The 18,170-nt window shown below is 47.8% G+C and carries 15 protein-coding genes and 1 pseudogene; 5 read left to right on the top strand and 11 right to left on the bottom strand.

Annotated features, from left to right (window positions below):
• Nucleotides 1-36: 36 nt before the first annotated feature.
• The 10 genes and pseudogenes from AC1WMD_RS12445 to AC1WMD_RS12400 form a co-directional block, all read right to left on the bottom strand.
• Nucleotides 37-1,419 carry a glycine--tRNA ligase gene (locus AC1WMD_RS12445; protein WP_494257450.1) on the bottom strand — a complete coding sequence of 461 codons (1,383 nt, stop codon included), beginning with the start codon at nucleotides 1,417-1,419 and terminating at the stop codon, nucleotides 37-39.
• A gap of 309 nt (nucleotides 1,420-1,728) precedes the next feature.
• A pseudogene (locus AC1WMD_RS12440) lies at nucleotides 1,729-2,571 on the bottom strand (glycosyltransferase family 2 protein); the annotation flags it as partial.
• Nucleotides 2,572-2,642: 71 nt separating this feature from the next.
• Nucleotides 2,643-3,839, bottom strand: coding sequence for a niacin permease NiaP (gene niaP, locus AC1WMD_RS12435; protein WP_494257449.1), 1,197 nt, complete (start codon nucleotides 3,837-3,839; stop codon nucleotides 2,643-2,645).
• Between the two features lie 120 nt (nucleotides 3,840-3,959).
• Nucleotides 3,960-4,295, bottom strand: coding sequence for a DUF3147 family protein (locus AC1WMD_RS12430; protein WP_494257447.1), 336 nt, complete (start codon nucleotides 4,293-4,295; stop codon nucleotides 3,960-3,962).
• Nucleotides 4,283-4,708 (bottom strand): MarR family winged helix-turn-helix transcriptional regulator, encoded by a 426-nt coding sequence (locus AC1WMD_RS12425; protein ID WP_494257446.1) that lies wholly within the window; start codon nucleotides 4,706-4,708, stop codon nucleotides 4,283-4,285. Before AC1WMD_RS12425 ends, AC1WMD_RS12430 begins: the two co-directional genes overlap by 13 nt.
• 97 nt (nucleotides 4,709-4,805) lie before the next feature.
• On the bottom strand, nucleotides 4,806-6,425 hold the full coding sequence (locus AC1WMD_RS12420) for a M20/M25/M40 family metallo-hydrolase (protein ID WP_494257445.1): 1,620 nt from the start codon (nucleotides 6,423-6,425) through the stop codon (nucleotides 4,806-4,808).
• Nucleotides 6,426-6,502: 77 nt separating this feature from the next.
• Nucleotides 6,503-7,948: a sucrose-6-phosphate hydrolase gene (locus AC1WMD_RS12415; RefSeq protein WP_043906324.1), complete on the bottom strand. Its 1,446-nt coding sequence runs from the start codon at nucleotides 7,946-7,948 to the stop codon at nucleotides 6,503-6,505.
• Nucleotides 7,949-8,123: 175 nt separating this feature from the next.
• Complete coding sequence (locus tag AC1WMD_RS12410; RefSeq protein WP_043906325.1) at nucleotides 8,124-9,497, bottom strand: sucrose-specific PTS transporter subunit IIBC; 1,374 nt, start codon at nucleotides 9,495-9,497, stop codon at nucleotides 8,124-8,126.
• Nucleotides 9,498-9,680: 183 nt separating this feature from the next.
• The gene (locus tag AC1WMD_RS12405) at nucleotides 9,681-10,511 is read right to left on the bottom strand and encodes a PRD domain-containing protein (protein ID WP_043906326.1); all 831 of its coding nucleotides are present in this window, start codon (nucleotides 10,509-10,511) and stop codon (nucleotides 9,681-9,683) included.
• Nucleotides 10,512-10,537: 26 nt separating this feature from the next.
• Nucleotides 10,538-11,038, bottom strand: a complete 501-nt coding sequence (locus AC1WMD_RS12400; RefSeq protein ID WP_043906327.1) for a PTS sugar transporter subunit IIA — start codon at nucleotides 11,036-11,038, stop codon at nucleotides 10,538-10,540.
• A gap of 375 nt (nucleotides 11,039-11,413) precedes the next feature.
• On the opposite strand from AC1WMD_RS12400, the gene AC1WMD_RS12395 reads away from it, so the two are divergent.
• The 5 genes from AC1WMD_RS12395 to AC1WMD_RS12375 all read left to right on the top strand — a co-directional run bounded on the left by AC1WMD_RS12395 (nucleotide 11,414) and on the right by AC1WMD_RS12375 (nucleotide 16,505).
• On the top strand, nucleotides 11,414-12,652 hold the full coding sequence (locus AC1WMD_RS12395; protein WP_494257444.1) for a PucR family transcriptional regulator: 1,239 nt from the start codon (nucleotides 11,414-11,416) through the stop codon (nucleotides 12,650-12,652).
• A gap of 114 nt (nucleotides 12,653-12,766) precedes the next feature.
• Complete coding sequence (gene ald, locus AC1WMD_RS12390) at nucleotides 12,767-13,900, top strand: alanine dehydrogenase (RefSeq protein ID WP_494257443.1); 1,134 nt, start codon at nucleotides 12,767-12,769, stop codon at nucleotides 13,898-13,900.
• Between the two features lie 148 nt (nucleotides 13,901-14,048).
• Nucleotides 14,049-14,864, top strand: coding sequence for a pyridoxine/pyridoxal/pyridoxamine kinase (pdxK, locus tag AC1WMD_RS12385; RefSeq protein ID WP_494257442.1), 816 nt, complete (start codon nucleotides 14,049-14,051; stop codon nucleotides 14,862-14,864).
• Between the two features lie 99 nt (nucleotides 14,865-14,963).
• Entirely contained in the window at nucleotides 14,964-15,815 is an 852-nt protein-coding gene (locus tag AC1WMD_RS12380) for a carbon-nitrogen hydrolase family protein (RefSeq protein ID WP_494257537.1), read from the top strand.
• Nucleotides 15,816-15,833: 18 nt separating this feature from the next.
• Nucleotides 15,834-16,505 (top strand): GNAT family protein, encoded by a 672-nt coding sequence (locus AC1WMD_RS12375; protein WP_494257440.1) that lies wholly within the window; start codon nucleotides 15,834-15,836, stop codon nucleotides 16,503-16,505.
• 39 nt (nucleotides 16,506-16,544) lie between these two features.
• Here AC1WMD_RS12375 and putP read toward each other — a convergent pair whose 3' ends face one another.
• Nucleotides 16,545-17,999, bottom strand: coding sequence for a sodium/proline symporter PutP (putP, locus tag AC1WMD_RS12370; protein WP_043906333.1), 1,455 nt, complete (start codon nucleotides 17,997-17,999; stop codon nucleotides 16,545-16,547).
• Between the last annotated feature and the right edge of the window lie 171 nt (nucleotides 18,000-18,170).

The raw sequence follows: 18,170 nt of genomic DNA, 5'->3' as shown, positions 1-18,170 counted from the left end.
CCAGCGCATGCCAAAAAGCGCTGGTCGTTTACGTGATTAAAATTGTATTTTTTCTTCCAAAAAGCGTTTTAGCTCGGCAATCGGGATTCGCACTTGTTCCATCGTGTCGCGGTCGCGCACCGTCACCATGCCGTCCTGTTCAGAATCAAAGTCATACGTGATACAGAACGGGGTGCCGATTTCATCTTGACGGCGGTAGCGTTTGCCGATCGAACCGGACTCGTCATAATCCACCATGAAATATTTCGACAGGTCTTCATAAATGCGACGCGCGCCTTCCGATAGTTTTTTCGACAGCGGGAAGATGGCTGCTTTATAAGGGGCAAGCGCCGGATGCAAATGCATCACCGTCCGCGTCGTGCCGTCTTCGAGCTCCTCTTCGTCATAGGCGTCAATCATAAACGCGAGCGTGACGCGGTCCGCGCCAAGAGACGGCTCAATGCAGTAAGGAACATACCGCTCATTCGTTTCTTGATCGAGATAATGGAAATCTTCGCCGGAATATTCCATATGCCGTTTCAAATCGTAATCGGTCCGCGACGCGATGCCCCACAGCTCGCCCCAGCCGAATGGGAACTTGTACTCGATATCCGTCGTCGCGTTGCTGTAGTGCGACAGCTCTTCTTTCGTATGGTCGCGGAGGCGGATATTGTCCTCCTTCATCCCTAATGACAACAGCCATTCCTTGCAAAACTGTTTCCAGTAATCAAACCATTGCAACTCTTCACCAGGCTTGCAGAAAAACTCGAGCTCCATTTGTTCAAATTCGCGGGTGCGGAACGTAAAGTTGCCCGGCGTAATTTCATTGCGGAAGCTTTTGCCGATTTGCGCGATGCCAAACGGCAGTTTCTTTCTCATTGTGCGCTGCACGTTTTTGAAGTTGACGAAAATGCCTTGCGCCGTTTCCGGACGCAAATAAATTTCATTGGCGCTCGATTCAGTGACGCCTTGATATGTTTTAAACATTAAGTTAAATTGGCGCACGTTCGTGAAATCATGGCTGCCGCATTCCGGGCACACGATGTGATGCTCTTGAATGAGCTCTTCCATTTTCTCAAACGGAAGTCCGTCGACCACGATTTCGATTCCTTTTTCTTGTAGCGCATTTTCAATCAGCTTGTCGGCGCGGTGGCGCGCTTTGCACTGTTTGCAGTCGACCATTGGATCGTTGAAGTTGCCTAAATGGCCGGACGCTTCCCACGTTTTTGGGTTCATTAAAATCGCCGCATCCAAGCCGACGTTATACGGGGATTCCTGGACAAATTTTTTCCACCATGCCCGCTTAATGTTATTTTTTAATTCCGTTCCTAGCGGGCCGTAATCCCATGTGTTCGCCAAACCGCCGTAAATTTCTGAACCAGGAAAGACAAAGCCGCGATGTTTGGCGTGGGCCACGATTTCTTCCATTGTTGCTGCCATCTTCGTTTCCTCCTTCACATTTCTTTTTTTCCAAAACAAAACGCCCTCGCCACTAGGCCTTACGCCTAGGGACGAGAGCGTAACTCCCGCGGTTCCACCCTAGTTGATGCGATCGTGTCGCATCCACTTTTTGAACAAGCAACTCCGGACTGCCGTTTCATTAACCATCTTCACCGGGCTTCCACCGTCCCCGGCTCGCTAGCGAAGAGAGGGTTAACTACTATTGATCCATCATCGTTACAGCGTATTTCATTTTGCTAATTATAATAGCAAAATCGCAAAACGTTCGTCAATGGCCGGCCGCATTTTTTACACACGATTTTGCAGCTGCGCCAGCCTGGATACGATCGGAGACCCATCCCAAATCACTTCGCTTTTGGCGCGCCGCTTTTTCACTTCCGGCTCTTCAAGAAGCAGCCAAAAGTTTTTCATCGGCAAGTCGCCAAGCCCATGCTTTTCACTTAACCGGTTTAAGTACATGCGCCGCTTGTCATTCATCTGTCGCGACAAGTTGTCGCCGTTGTCCGCAAAAGCGTATAATACGCTCGCCGCGGCGACACGTTTGACGCGACATGTCGCGGATACGCGTAAAAAAAAGTCCCAGTCCCAATAATGGTGAACATACGGATCGAAGTAACCGAGACGGTCATGAACCGCTTTTCGGTACAAACTCCCTGACGGCACATAGGTCGAAAATTTCCGCATCGCTTCCCGTTCATATTCATAGGCGAATAAAAAGCGGGCCGTCGGGATGCGCTGATTGTTTTCCATCCGGTAGTGAAAAATTTCCACATCGGAATAGACGAAATCGGCATCCGCGATTTCCGCGACCATCCGTTCCATATGAGACGGAAGCAGTAAATCATCGTCATCGCAAAGCATGATGAGTTCCCCGCTTGTCGCTTTCACGCCGACGTTTCTCGCCTCGACATGTCCGATATTGTCGCGACAATGAATGAGGCGGACATCGAGTTCTGGATATAGCGCGACAATGTCGTCGACGCGCTCGCCGCCGTCATTGACAAGGACGACCTCAAAATGCCGATACGTTTGCCTGCTTAATGACTCTAATAGTTCCGCGAGCGAGTGCGGACGATTATAAGTAGGAACGACAACCGATACAAGGGGACGCAACGCCCGTTCACCGCCTCTCTTTTTTCTCCCTGTAAAAAAGAAGGAGCAATTACCCTTAAGGTATAGCCCCTTCCCTTTTTTGTCAACCGCTATGCCAGTTCTTGCTGTTTCGTTTCTTTGCCTAGTACCCAGACAGCAATCACGCCGACAAACACCGAGATACAGAAAATGAAGAAAATGGTGGTGATGGCGGTATGCTGGGCGACAAGATAGCCGACAAAAAGCGGACCTAAAATGCCGCCGAGACGGCCAAATGACGCGGCCATCCCCGCTCCTGTACCGCGAATCGACGTCGGATACTGCTCCGGCGTGTAGGCGTATAACGCCCCCCAAGCGCCAAGGTTGAAAAAGGAAAGCAAAATGCCCGAAGTCATCAGCTGCGCAAGGGAATCGGCGTTTCCAAAGAAGTACGCGCTGACGGCGGTACCGATTAAGTACGTGACGAGCACAAATTTCCGCCCCGCCCGTTCAATGAGCCATGCGGCGCTGAAGTAGCCCGGCAACTGCGCCAACGTCATAATCAAGACATATTCGAAACTTTTAATGAGACTGAACCCTTTCATCACGATCACACTTGGCAACCATAAAAACATGCCGTAATACGAGAAGACGACGCAAAACCAAAGCACCCACAGCATGATCGTTTCTTTACGATAAGGAGACGACCAAACTTTCACGATATTGTTCCATACCGTTTCTTCTTTCCGCACGCTCGCAAACCGCGGCGAGTCTGGCAAGCTCCAGCGCAAATAGAGAGCGTACAGCGCCGGGACAGCCGCAATCAGCAGCGCCGTTTGCCATCCGTATTTCGGAATAACAAAGTACGAAATTAAAGCCGAGACGAGCCAGCCTCCCGCCCAAAAGCTTTCGAGCAGGACAACGACCCGGCCCCTGTCTTTCGCCGGGACACTTTCCGCGACAAGGGTCGAGGCGACCGGCAATTCGCCACCCAAGCCCATGCCGATGAGAAAACGCAGCACTAAAAATGCCGCCAATGTCGTCGTCAAAGCAGATAGCCCGCTGCCGACAGAAAACAATAAAAGCGTCAAAATGAATACATTTTTTCTGCCGATCCGATCCGCCAACAAGCCAAATAAAAGAGCGCCGACCGCCATCCCGATCGAGTTGACGCTGCCAATCCAGCCCATTTGTTCCACCGTCAAACCCCAATCTTTTTGCAACGCCGCCATAATAAACGACAACATGCCGACATCCATGGCGTCAAACAGCCAGCCAAGCCCGGCTACTCCTAACAGCTTCCGCTGCGAAATTGCCTTTTGATCCATGTCAACCCTCCCATTATTACAAGTGTAAAGACACTTTCTTACCTCATTATAGGGAGTTTTGGCTGTTTATTCAATAAAGATTGTGTCGGTTTTATCATGGAAATATGGGCAGCTTTTCATTCATAGATGTTTGGATATGATGTTCTGCATGAGCAAAAAAATTCCCCAGGTACCGATGCCAAGGGCAATAGACGTGATAAGGGGAAAAGAGGCTCTTAAACATAAGGCTGTGACTATCAGTAAAAAAGCAGTTGCCGGAAATCCCCATAATACTCCAAACAGAAATTTGCATAAATATGGCGTTGTCTCCCCTTGAACGTAGAGCCAACATAAACTTAATAAACTGACTAGCGGCAATGCCGCGATCATTCCCCCGAACTTCGGATATATTTTTGCTACTTCTGTGATCACACTGATCAAAACGGCAGAAACGATTACCTTCACTAAGGCAAACATTTTTTTGCTCCCTCACAAAGAATGGCAAATGCTTTTTGTATCGTTTGTACATCCGATTCATCCATTTGCATCAAAATTTTTCTTAACTTTTCTGCATCCAACCGGGTATGACGGTATAATACACGCTTTCCTTCTTCCGTTAACTCCACAATCACTCTTCTCTCATCCAAATGGCTTCTCTTTTTATCAACCAATCCTTTTTTGATCAATCTTTTTATATGCTCCGAAGCCGTATTATGAGAGACCGCTAAATGCTTTGCTAAATCGCCAATCGTTGCTTCTTCATTTTTTTCAATGTACTGCAACAAACGGATCGCTTGGTGTGTAATATTATCTTCATGGACATAGTGTAATAAGTAATAAATATCGGTCCATTGCTCGTTAATCGTTTCGATCATGTCGTCAATCTGCATCTCTATCCCTCCTCCCTTAAATATATCTTAATATACGATATAATCTTAAGTAAAGATATAATAAAAAGAGGATAAGCCATTGACTTATCCCTCAGCTCTATCTTGCGAATACTTCATTAATCGTATACTCCAACCACGCTTTCACCGTCGTAAACGCAAACGGAACATTGAGGCGTTCTGTCCATTGGTGAGCGTCGCGTCCGACCGGACCGACGTTGAGCACCGGAACTTGGAATTTTGCCAACGCGTCAAGCGGCAAATCATAGCCGCGGTTCCAAAGCGGCATATTGTCGGTAAGCGCTCGCAAAGAAGCGGGCGACTGCTGCAAACCGACGTAGCTTAAGTCGGAAATACCGCCGAAATAATGCTGCTGCACGAGCGAAACTCCATGTGTTTCTTGCGCATACGTTTTTAGCTTGGCAACAAGCTGCCCAATGAGCGGATCGGCGCTGGAATTGACGGCAGGATAATATGGCGGCGCGTAAAACAGGACGATCATCGGCGCGAAATCTTTGCAAAGCATCGCCAGCTGATCGACGAGCGCGATCGTCTTCTCGCGTTCGTCTTTGTTCGTATTCTTCGCTAAAATGTTGGCTTCCAGCTCCTCCACTTTTGTCGTTCCAAACATCTCTACCGCTTTTTTTCTTAGCTCGGCAAACGTCCATACATGGACAGAAAGCGATTTTGGCGTCGATTGTTCCAGCTTGGCAAAGCGGGATGCCTGAACTTGGTACAGGTCTTCCATTCGTCTTGCCGCGCGCTTCGCCACTTCCACGAGCGCGCTCGTCACATCATCGAGCGATTTTCGCTGCAAAAATAAATTAAATAACGTCACGGCGCGATGCGGTATTTGGACGGAATAATCCTCCTTTAAATCCGTTTGCCACAAATTCGTCGGCGGCGGGCTTACTTCTCTATCCACCACTTCACAAAAATCGGTGTTTAACTCCAGCTCCGCTGCGATTTGCGCTACCATAAAATTCGCGTTCAACCCGGCAAGCGGCTCGCCGACATGGGTTTCTTTCCCGTAACAATAAAAACCTGGAAGCACTTTGCCGATCGAACCCGTATAAATGTAATTCGTTTTGTCGCCTGGGTAGCGCGTAAACATTGGCTCCGAATTCAGAACAAGCCGATACGTCAGGCCATATTTTTCTGCCATCTCTATAAGCACTGGCACCGCCGCGCGCATTCCGGCCGAGTTCACCTCTTCATCCGGCACCGTTAGCAGCAATAAATTGCCGTTAAACTTGCCGTGGCATGCCTGTTCGATCAGCGCCATATGTAAAGCCAGCCCGCATTTCATATCCATTACGCCGCGGCCAAACAGCCATTCTCCTTCTGCGATGTCCGCCTGCACGTCCGCAGGAAGCGGCGGCTGCTGAGCGTAAAACCGCTTCGTCAGCTCCTCTGGCGAAAAGGCGGCATCCTTCCATGCCCCGTAATCTTGCACATCGACAACATCAAAATGGCTGAGAAGAATGATGGTGTCGCGCACTTGTTCCGCTTTTTTGACAAGCGCTGTCACAAAATAGCGTCCGTCCCCGGTCGGGTGCAATTGGACAAGCCCATTATTTCCCCGGAAATAATCAAGGGTGAGCAGCTGGTCCGCTATATATTGCGCCAGCCGCACTTCCGCTTCTGTCCCGCTGATGCTTGGATATTGGACTAAGCGACAAAGCAGTTGTTTCAACTGCTCGGTTGTTTGCCATTTCATACCGATCCCCCATTTGCTATCGTCATCCCTTTTATTCTAGCAAAAAAATAACGCCGCAACCTATCGTCATTGCGGCGCTACAAACTCCATTTTTGGATGTCGAAAACAAGGTGTCCATTTGCGGCAAATGAAATCGTTTGATTATGTTTATACGGGAAAAACCGTGCGGTAAATACTTCTTCCCCTTTATTCACAAATACCTCCATCGAGGACGTGTCTAAAAACATATGCAGCGAGTGCAAACGTTCCAAACGGCATTGTCTTTTTTCCGTCAGCCCGTTGGCGAAACTTTTGCGCTCCAATGTCAACACGCGTTCATCGCTATGATAAATAATACGTGCCGTATTGCGAATAGCAATTTCCATTATGCCCCCTGATAGACGAATATTCTCTAGATTAAGCTCGATAACATCCCCGCTGATTCCTTCTAATATCATTTCTTCGTTCGCGATCGTGACATTCGAATATGCAATTTTATCCTTGCGCAACATTTGCAGCTCTTCAACCGGTGTTTGATATAACTTGCCATCTTTCAGTTTCAACTCACGCGGCAATGTTAGCGCATGAACCCAGCGATGTGTAATGGTTGGATGCTTATCTTCATCCTGATCAGGAACTCCCATCCAAGCGATTAAAATGCGCCGTCCTTTTGCATCCAGCATCGTCTGTGGAGCGTAAAATTCAAAGCCGCGGTCTAATTCGGCAAACGGCCCGTGAAGAAATTGGGCCGTTTCGTAATCAAGACGGCCGACAAAATAACCGGACTGATGCACGTTTTGATAGCGCATGGCTTCCGCTTCCAGCCCTTGAGGGCAGACAATCAGCACTTCTTGCCCATCTAATTCAAACAGGTCTGGGCATTCCCACATGTAGCCGAACTTCCCTAGCTGCCGCGAATTTCCGCCTGTTATAGGCCCGAGATGTTCCCAGTCACGGAGGTTTTGCGAACGGAATAACACCGCTTTGCCATCGAGGCTTTCGCTTTGCGCGCCGACAATCATATACCACTTATCGCCTTTTTTCCAAACTTTCGGGTCGCGGAAATGCGCCGTATAGCCGTCCGGAAGCGTCACAACAATCCCTTTTTTCTCAAAATCAATGCCGTTTTTTGACATAGCCATACATTGGTACGTCTGGCGGTTGCCATGTTCATCCTTCACATTTCCCGTGTAAAACAACGTTAAAACACCATCATGGTCAATGGCGCTGCCGGAGTAGCACCCATCTTTGTCATACCATTCGCTTGGAGCCAGTGCGATTTTCTCTTGTTTCCAATGAATGAGGTCACACGATGTATAATGCCCCCAAAATTTTGCGCCATGCCCAGTATGAAATGGCATCCATTGATAAAACACATGATATACTCCATTCCAATGAATCAATCCGTTCGGGTCGTTCATCAGCCCGACCGGGGGCATTAAATGATACTGAAGACGATAGTAATCTTTTTCTACTTTATCGCGATATTTTTCGATTTCCCTATACGCCTGTTCGATCTTCTCCCGTTCTGTTTCTGACTTCATATTCGCTCCCCCCTCGTCTTTTTTGTCCCCGTCGCCCTTGACGCCCCTTTCGCATCTTTGGCGGGTGTTGGTCAAGGGCGAATTCGGCTCCAAGGATACCTTACGATGCTCAATGGGACGGCGGATGTGGAGTTTTCATAGAACTTTTGACGCTACCTATTATCCGGCGCCTTGTTTATTCTTCCTCGCGAAATCCAAGCAATAACGTGGCAATAAACGCCGATCCGACCGCAATCGCAAATCCAATTAAATAGTTGATGAGGTTTTGCATTCCTTCTGGCGCCACGATCGCAATCATCGGAATGCCCGTTAACCCGTAGGCGTTCGCAACGACGTTTGTGAATACGACATATGCCCCTCCGAGCGCGCCTCCAATGGCCGCAGCAATAAACGGCTTGCGGTACTTTAAGTTCACCCCGAAAATCACCGGCTCAGTAATTCCGAGGAAGGCTGACAATGCGGATGGAAGAGCCACCTCTTTTGTTTTTACGAGCTTCGCTTTCACAAATACGGCCAGTCCGGCCCCGCCCTGTGCGACGTTGGCCATCGACCAAATCGGCAATAAATAGTTGACGCCAAGTTTCGCCAATAAATTAGCTTCGATCGCATGGAAGCTATGATGCACGCCGGTAATGACAATCATCGAATACAAGCCGCCAAAAATCAGCCCCGCCAGCGCCCCGCCGTAATGGTAAATAAAGTTGAGCACCGTCGTAATTCCATCACCAAGCAAGTTGCCTAACGGACCGATGGCTAAAATGGTAATAAATCCGGTGGAAATGACCGTCACAAATGGAACGACAAGCAAGCTGACCGTGTGAGGTACGACATTCCTCAACCCGCGCTCGATTTTACACATGACATAAGTAGCAAGCAAAATCGGAACGACTGTCCCTTGATAGCCAACCATGGCAATATCAAAACCGAGAAAATGCATATAGTTTGGTTTTGCTTCCGCTAATCCCCATGGGTTCAACAGCGCCGGATGGGTCATAATCCCACCGATGACCGCCCCTAAAAACGGGGTGCCGCCAAACTCTTTTGCGGCACTAAAGCCAATTAAAATCGGCAAAATGATAAAAGCTGCACTGGAAAACATATCAAGCAACACATACAATGGGCTGTCAGGCGCAACCCATTTGAACGCTTTCATCATTCCTAAAAGCCCCATGAGTAAACCGCTGGCGACAATCGCCGGAATAATCGGAACGAAAATGTTTGATAACGTTTTCGCCAAACGGGCTAATGGATTCATTTTTTGCTTGACCGCTTCTTGATGAACATCCGCGCTTACATGTTGCAATCCTGCTTCTTGTACAAACGAGTCGTATACTTTATTGACAACGCCGGTACCAAAAATAATTTGATATTGCCCGGAACTAGAAAACGCTCCTTTCACTCCCTCGATGTTCTCAATCGCTTTTGTATCCGCTTTCGTGTCATCTTTTAACACTAAGCGAAGCCTTGTTGCACAATGGACGGCGCTGATGATGTTCTCCTTCCCGCCTAATAACGGAATGAGTTGTTTTGCGACGCGTTCGTAATTCATTTGCGAACCCCTCTCTTTTTTATTTTTGAAGAAAAACAAAAAGACCTAAAACATACAAAGGGCAGCATATGACAGAAACAATCTGCCATTCCCTTCATACGTTTTAGGTCTTGCCTGCCTGTGCAGTAACAATCCCGCAATATTGTTTTCTTATCTGCATTGTAATTCGTTTCTCCCAGTTTGTCAACGCTTTCGTAAACGTTGAATGTGAAGGGCAATATAAGCCAGCTCCGCGTCTGGAAACTCTAGGCCATATTCGCCTTTTGCGTGCTCCGCCATCTTCTGCGCGCAGGCGAATTCTTTCCCATACTTTGTTTGAATGAGCGCCAGCATCTCTTCATCCATCGAGTGCAGAAGCTCTCCGTTTTCTATACGATTGATCGCAAACCGCAAATGCGTAAGCAGCCGCTGGTAGGAAATACTATCTTCGTCAATGGGAATGTCTAACTCTGCCTGTATAATGTCAATCATTTCACGAATGAGCGTCGTTTGCCGCAGCGTTTTGTTCATGCTGGCGGCATCCATTTTCGCCGTATGGATATGAAGGGCGATATGCGCCGCTTCATCGTCTGGAATTTCAATGCCGAGCCGTTCTTGAATCAATTGTTTGGCCCATAACCCAATTTCATACTCCGTTTTGTATAGCACTTTAATTTCATTAAGCAATTTATTTTGGATGCGATACCCCTGCTTGAGCCGTTCAATAGCAAATGACAAGTGATCGGTTAACGCGATATGAATATGATTGTTTAATGGCGCTTGCAGCTTTCCTTCTGCATAACTGATGATCTCTTCCGCAATCTCGATATACTCTTCCGGCAATGTCCGCAATAATTGTTGAAACTTTTCGTTCTCCTCTTCCATAACAAAAATTTTCTCAATTTTTGCCGGGGGGATAATGTCATTTTTTCGCTTTTGAAACGCGATGCCCGCACCCATAACAATTTTTTCTTTTCCGTCATCCAACACGACGACCGCATTGTTATTTAAAATTTTGTGGATTCTTAATGCCATCATGCCATCCCCCGATCAGCATGGTATTATGCTTTCGTCTCTATACGGAAAAGAACCGTTTCCCCTTTTACCGCCGTTGTTTCCGATGATTTTTCTAAACTTGCCACTGCATCGCCGTTCGTCACAATGATCGGGGTGATCGTGCTTTTCGCTTTTTGTTGGACAAGCCCGAAATCGACCGTTAATAAGCGCTGGCCTTTTTTCACACGGTCCCCCGCCTTGACATGCGCCGTAAAGCCTTCGCCGTTCATGGAAACCGTTTCTAACCCGACATGAATCAACAGCTCGACGCCCGCTTCGGAACGCAATCCGACGGCGTGCTTTGTCGGGAATACTTGCACGACTTCGCCGTCCACCGGAGCCACAACTTCCCCGTCTCTCGGCTCAATCGCGATACCATCGCCCATCATTTTTTGCGCAAAAACAGGATCGGGAACTTCTTCCAGCGGTTTTATTGTTCCTGTCAATGGAGCAACAACGTCTTCATGTGTCGGTTTTTCTTTTTTGCCAAACCATTTTTTAAACATCGTGTTCATCCCTTTCTTATTCTTGCTCTTCCACTCTTTATAAAAGATGGGGAGCGCCACGGCAGTGCTCGTCTGAGTTTTTGCATGCACAGTTACCATCACCGCGTACTGGCTTTTTCATATTCAGAGTAGCTAGAAGCGGCGCGCTTGTCAAAGAATAACGCTACTCTTTCATGGCCATACGCTATGCTAGTCACTTTAAGCGACGGCAAATCTCCTCCGTTACTTCATGTATTGAAAACATTTTTCCTCCTATTTTGTTATTCGATATATGGTGCGTCAATTTCTATATAACGCAATATTTATCATCGAAAAAACCGTTTCGTGATAGAATAGAAATACACTATTTCGTATGGAGGAAACGAGGGAAACGATATGTCTCATTACGATGACCCTTTTCGCGGCAACTTTGACAGCCTTGAAGAGTTTGCCGACCATATTAGCGACCTTTTGCAATGCCCGATTACGATTGAAGACGCGAACCATCGGCTCATCGCCTACAGCGCCCATGACGACTATACCGACCCGGCGCGGACGGCGACGATTATCAGCCGGCGCGTGCCGGAAAAGGTGATTAATAGTTTATGGAAACAAGGAGCGATTCCAGCGCTGCTAAGCAGCCGCGAGCCTGTCCGCGTCTCTGCCATTTCCGAAGTCGGCCTTGGCAGCCGTGTCGCCGTCTCGATTTGGAAAAACGATGAAGTGATCGGCTTTATTTGGGCGCTCGAAACCGACCGCACGTTATCGCAAGAAGATATGGAGTTGTTAAAAAAAGCGGCCAAGGCAGCGAAAAATAAAGTGTTGCAGCTGTATATGCGCAAAAATAAAAAAGAAGAGCGGGTACAAGAATTGTTCTGGAAGCTGTTAACCGGACATATGGCGACAGAGGAAGAAATTAAAGAAAGCTTTGCGACAATGCAAATTCCGGCCGCTCCGTTATTTTCCGTGATCGTTTTCCGCTTTGCCACCGAAATGACACGGGAGATTGAAAAGCAAATTTCTTACTTGCTGCAAACGACCCAGCAAATTCAGCTTCTTCTCTATACAACCGACCGCAATGATGTCATCTTGCTAGCCGCCCCAAAATCAATGAATCAGCCGTTAAAAGAATTGCACACGTTTATCGAATCGTTCACGCTCAAAATGAAAGAGCGCTTTCATATCAACAGCGTCCAAAGCGGCTTCGGCGGCATTTACGAAACATACACATTGATTGAAAAAAGCTATAGAGAAGCGTTGACCGTGCTGAAAATGAAAGAAAAGTTTCCGGAACAAATTCGCTCTATTTATGGATATCAACAACTTGGCATTTATCAATTTTTTGATTTATTGTTGGAAAAAAAGCGGCACGGAGAGCTAATAAACCCGGCTTTAACAAAATTGCAGGCTTATGATCAAAAACATCATAGCGATTTAGTGAAAACGTTTGAAGTCTTTTTTGACCACGACAGCAATGTCAATGAAACGGCAAAAGCGCTGAACATTCATCCGAATACCCTCTCCTACCGGCTGAAACGCATCGCCGAGATCGCTGAAATCGACTTGCATGATATGAATCAAAAAGTGAAATTATATATCGATATTAAATTAGCCAAATATGAAGCGCTCCATTAACTTTGTGGAAATCCACAAAAGGACGGCGCTTCTTTCTTTTTTCCTAACAAAGCCAAAATGGAAACAACCATTTATACTGTAATTAAGGTCATTTATAGAGGAGGAATTTTTCTGATGATTATCGGGGTACCAAAGGAAATAAAAAATAACGAAAACCGTGTCGCCATTACACCAGCAGGCGTTATGTCATTCGTTCAAGCAGGACATACAGTACTGGTTGAAAAAGATGCAGGAATTGGAAGCGGTTTCACTAATGAGGATTACGCAAGCGCCGGAGCGCAAATTATTGAACAAGCGCAAGACGTATGGGCGAAAGCGGATATGGTGATGAAAGTAAAAGAGCCGCTGCCAAGCGAATACGGCTACTTCCGTCCGGGATTAATCTTATTCACTTACTTGCACCTTGCCGCTGAACCGGAATTGACGCGTGCCCTTAAAGAAAAAGGCGTTATTGCCATCGCCTATGAAACCGTGCAAATCGGCCGCACGCTTCCATTGCTTACACCGATGAGCGAAGTCGCAGGGCGGATGGCAGCGCAAATCGGCGCACAATTTTTAGAAAAACCATATGGCGGAAAAGGCATTCTTCTCGGTGGTGTCCCAGGAGTAAGCCGCGGCAAAGTGACGATCATCGGCGGCGGTGTCGTCGGAACGAATGCAGCAAAAGTCGCTGTCGGGCTTGGCGCGGATGTCACGATCATTGATTTAAGCGCCGATCGTCTCCGCGAATTAGACGACATTTTCGGCCACCAAATTACGACGTTAATGTCTAACCCAATGAACATCGCCCAAGCAGTTGCAGAGGCGGATCTCGTTATCGGCGCTGTATTAATCCCTGGCGCGAAAGCACCAAAACTCGTCACGGAAGACATGGTCAAAGCGATGAAACCGGGATCTGTCATCGTCGATGTCGCAATTGACCAAGGCGGAATCGTGGAAACGAGCGACCACGTCACGACGCACGACAACCCAACATACGTCAAACACGGCGTCGTCCACTACGCTGTCGCCAACATGCCGGGAGCAGTACCAAGAACATCGACGCTTGCCTTAACGAACGTGACGCTTCCGTACGCGCTGCAAATCGCCAATAAGGGCGTTTACCAAGCGATCGCCGACAACCACGCACTGAAACTTGGCGTCAACGTCGCCAATGGCGAAATTACGTATGAAGCGGTCGCCCGCGACCTTGGCTATAACTATGTTCCAGTGGAAGAAGCGTTAGGAAAACAACTAGCTGCAAACTAATTGATCATACCGGTGCTGCTTGGCGCAGCGCCGGTTTCTTTATATATTTCGTTTGCTTTGTCCCTATCACTTCTCTATCTTATCGAAGTGATTTGTGCTATGATTAAGTAATACATAAACATCGATACATACAAAGGAGGAATGTATCATGGCAATGCCGAAAGCACTGACGATCGCCGGTTCCGACAGCAGCGGTGGCGCCGGTTTGCAGGCGGATTTAAAAACGTTTCAAGAGCTTGGCGTATACGGAATGACCGCGATTACGACGATCGTCGCGATGGATCCGCATAACCACTGGTTTCATCAAGTGTTTCCAGTCGATCTCGCAACTATTGAAGCACAGCTCGAAACGATCATCGTCGGTGTTGGAGTCGACGCGATGAAAACGGGGATGCTGCCGACGACAGATATTATTGAACTTGCCGCAAAAACGATTGAAAAACATCAATTAACGAACGTCGTCATTGACCCCGTGATGGTGTGCAAAGGAGCAGACGAACCGCTCCATCCGGAAAACACGGTTTGCTACCGCGAAGTACTCGTGCCAAAAGCGACGGTGGTCACGCCAAACTTGTTTGAAGCAGCCCAATTAAGCGGACTTCACCGCATCGAAACGGTGGAAGATATGAAAGAAGCGGCAGGCCGAATTCATGAACTTGGCGCCAAATACGTCATCGTCAAAGGCGGGCGCAAAATTCCGCATGAAAAAGCGGTCGATGTGCTATACGATGGCCAAACGTTTGAATTGTTAGAGTCCGACCGCATTGAAACAACGTATACACACGGCGCCGGCTGCACATTCTCGGCGGCCATCACGGCTGAGCTGGCAAAAGGCAAACCGGTAAGGGAAGCGATTGCTACGGCAAAAGCGTTCATTACCGCAGCCATCCGCCATTCGTTCCCGCTCAACCAATACGTCGGCCCAACGAACCATGCCGCGTACCGCCGCTATCAGCAACAATAAAGCAGGAGGAAACATCTCCTGCTTTTTTTCTTTATATAAGAAAATAAACGTGATAAGATAAAAGATAAATAATTACAAAAAGAAGGATGTGTGATACGATTGCGGGTATCTGCTGTACAATACCATTTGCATACGATCAGCTCATTCCAGCAATTTGCCGATCAAGTGACCCATTACGTGAAAACGGCGCAAGAGTTTGAAGCCGAGTTTGTTTTGTTCCCCGAATTTATGACAACACAACTTTTGTCCATTCCATCTAATACAGGCAAAACGCCAACGATCGATGACTTGCCAAATTATACAGAACCGTATTATGAACTATTTACTTCACTGGCGAAAGAAACCGGCATGTACCTTATCGGCGGCACGCATGTCATTCGCAAAGACGGAAAATTGTACAATGTCGCCCATTTATTCACCCCGGACGGACAAATCCATCAGCAAGCAAAACTGCACATTACCCCGACGGAAGTAAAAGAGTGGGGCATTGCTCCGGGAGAAAGCGTCAATGTGTTCGAAACGGAAAAAGGAACGATCGCGCTGTTGACGTGCTATGACATTGAATTTCCGGAAATCGTGCGCATCGTGCGCGCCAAAGGGGCGGACGTCATCTTCTGCCCATCGTGCACAGACGACCGCCATGGGTTCCATCGCGTCCGGTATTGCTGCCACGCGCGCGCTGTGGAAAACCAAGTGTATGTCGTCACGACAGGCACGGTCGGCTCGCTGCCAACCGTTGACTTTATGCGCGCCAACTTCGGCCAAGCCGCGGTCATTACGCCAAACGACATTCCGTTCCCGCCGCGCGGTATTTTAGTCGAAGGGGAAATCAACGATGACATGATTGTCACCGCCGACCTTGACTTGTCGCTATTGTATAAAGTGCGGGAAAAAGGGTCAGTGACGACATGGCGCGACCGCCGCACCGACTTGTATCCAGACTGGAAATAAGGGAGAGGGGCGAAATCGATGAAATACGTACGAATTACAAGCATTGACGACCCGCTTTTTGCAAAAATGTATGAGTTGCTACAAACGGTATTTCCAGAAGAAGAAGTGCTCGAATTTGAGCTGTGGAAAGAACCGCTCCAAGACCCGAATTTGCGCGTCTGTGTCGCCGTACTAGACGACCATGTCGTCGGCGCGACCGAATACCGCTACTACCCGGACATGAACGTCGCGATGACGGACTTTACGATCATCGGCAAAGAAGGGCTTGGCATCGGCCGCTTTTTAATGGAACACCGCGAAAAAGATTTGTTAGACATGGCCGCTAAGCACGGCAACGAGCTATTGGGCATGTTTGCGGAAATTTACGATCCTTATCGCGTGCAAGGCCATTCGTTCGGCGGCATTAAGCCGATGGACCCTTACGTCCGCCGCGAAGTACTGTCCCATATCGGCTACCGCAAGCTTAACTTTCCGTACGTCCACCCTTCATGGAAAAACGATGGGGAAGCAGTATCCGCCCTTGATTTTTGCTTCCTGTCCTATAACCATAAGGGAGACTCGCTGCCGGCCGACCTCATCGTCCGCTTTCTGCAGACGTACTATGCGATTTTGCCAAACAAATCAGACGCCTGGCATGACATGATAAAAAACTTACAAACGAAAACGGAAGTAGAATTGCTGCCGATTTAACAAAAAAACCCGGACACGACAACGCGTCCGGGTTTTTTCTTATAACGATGCTTTGAAATGGTCAAACTGTTCAACAATTTTTTCTTCCGGCTCCTTCGTTAACAAGCTGACGATAACAATCGCCGCCAAGCTCGCCGCGAAGCCTGGAATCATTTCATAAAGCAAGCTTTTCAAATACGCTGATTGCGTCCAGAGAATAACGGTCATAGCGCCTGCGACCATGCCGGCCAGCGCCCCCCATTTCGTCATGCGCCGCCAGAACAGACTTAATAAAATGACTGGACCGAACGAAGCGCCGAAGCCTGCCCACGCATAGCCGACCAAGTTTAAAATTGTGTCGTTTTTCGTGTACGCCAGCGCAGAAGCTACCAGCGCGACAAGCAATACGGACAGGCGGCCGACCAATACTAGCTCCTTATCGGAAGCAGAACGGCGGAATAATACTTTATATAAATCTTCCGTCAGTGAGCTGGATGTCACAAGCAGCTGCGAAGAAATCGTGCTCATAATGGCCGCTAAAATCGCCGCCAGCAAGAACCCCGTGATCAGCGGATGGAATAAAATTTCCCCGAGCTTGATAAAAACGGTTTCCGGATCGCTAAGCTTCGGACCGTGTTCGGAAAAGTAAGCGATTCCAAATAACCCTGTTAACATCGCGCCAACAACCGAGAAAATCATCCACCCCATTCCGATGCGGCGGGCGCTCTTCATTTCCTTGACCGACGAAATCGCCATAAAGCGGACGATAATGTGCGGCTGTCCGAAATAGCCGAGACCCCAGGCAAACAGCGAAACAATCCCGAGGAAGCTGGTCCCTTTCCATAAATCGAGCAAATTAGGGTCAATATTTTTAATCGTAACAACCGTATCGCCGACACCGCCCGTATGGAAAAGCGTTACGACAGGGACAAGAATAAGAGCAATAAACATAATCGTTCCTTGCACAAAGTCCGTCCAGCTGACCGCTAAGAATCCGCCGAACAGCGTGTATGCCACAACAACGCCGGCAACGATCCACAACCCCGCGTGATACGTCGTGCCAAACGAGTTTTGAAATAAAACGGCTCCAGATACAAGGCCGGAAGATACATAAAAGGTAAAGAAAATCATAATAACAAGGCCGGAAATTAAACGAAGCAGCTTCGATGTATCACCAAATCTATTTTCCAAAAATTCTGGAATTGTAATCGAATCGTTTGCCACTTCCGTATATACACGCAAACGAGGCGCAACATATAACCAGTTCGCATATGCCCCGAGCGTAAGCCCAATAACAATCCATGATGCACTTAATCCTTGCGCATACATCGCTCCCGGCAGCCCCATCAACAGCCAGCCGCTCATATCGGAAGCTCCTGCACTCAGCGCCGTGACCGCAGGGCCTAACGTCCTTCCCCCCAGCATATAATCGGAAAGGTTAGATGTCCGTTTATACGCCCAATACCCAATCAGCAACATTCCAATCATATAAACTGCAACAGAAATGATGGCCAAAGTAATCTCCCCTTCCTTTGTTGTCCTTCCCTATCATCATAACGGAAGAATATTATTTTTACAATAATAATTATAATTTTCCAATTGTTTAAAACATAAGCATAACTATAGTTTTTTCGAAAACAAAACGAATATTCAATTAATTTATAATATAAAAATAAACCAACCCAC

This window comes from Parageobacillus sp. NEAU-HV-2, from assembly GCF_059115485.1.
This window is presented reverse-complemented; position numbering and strand designations above follow the sequence as displayed.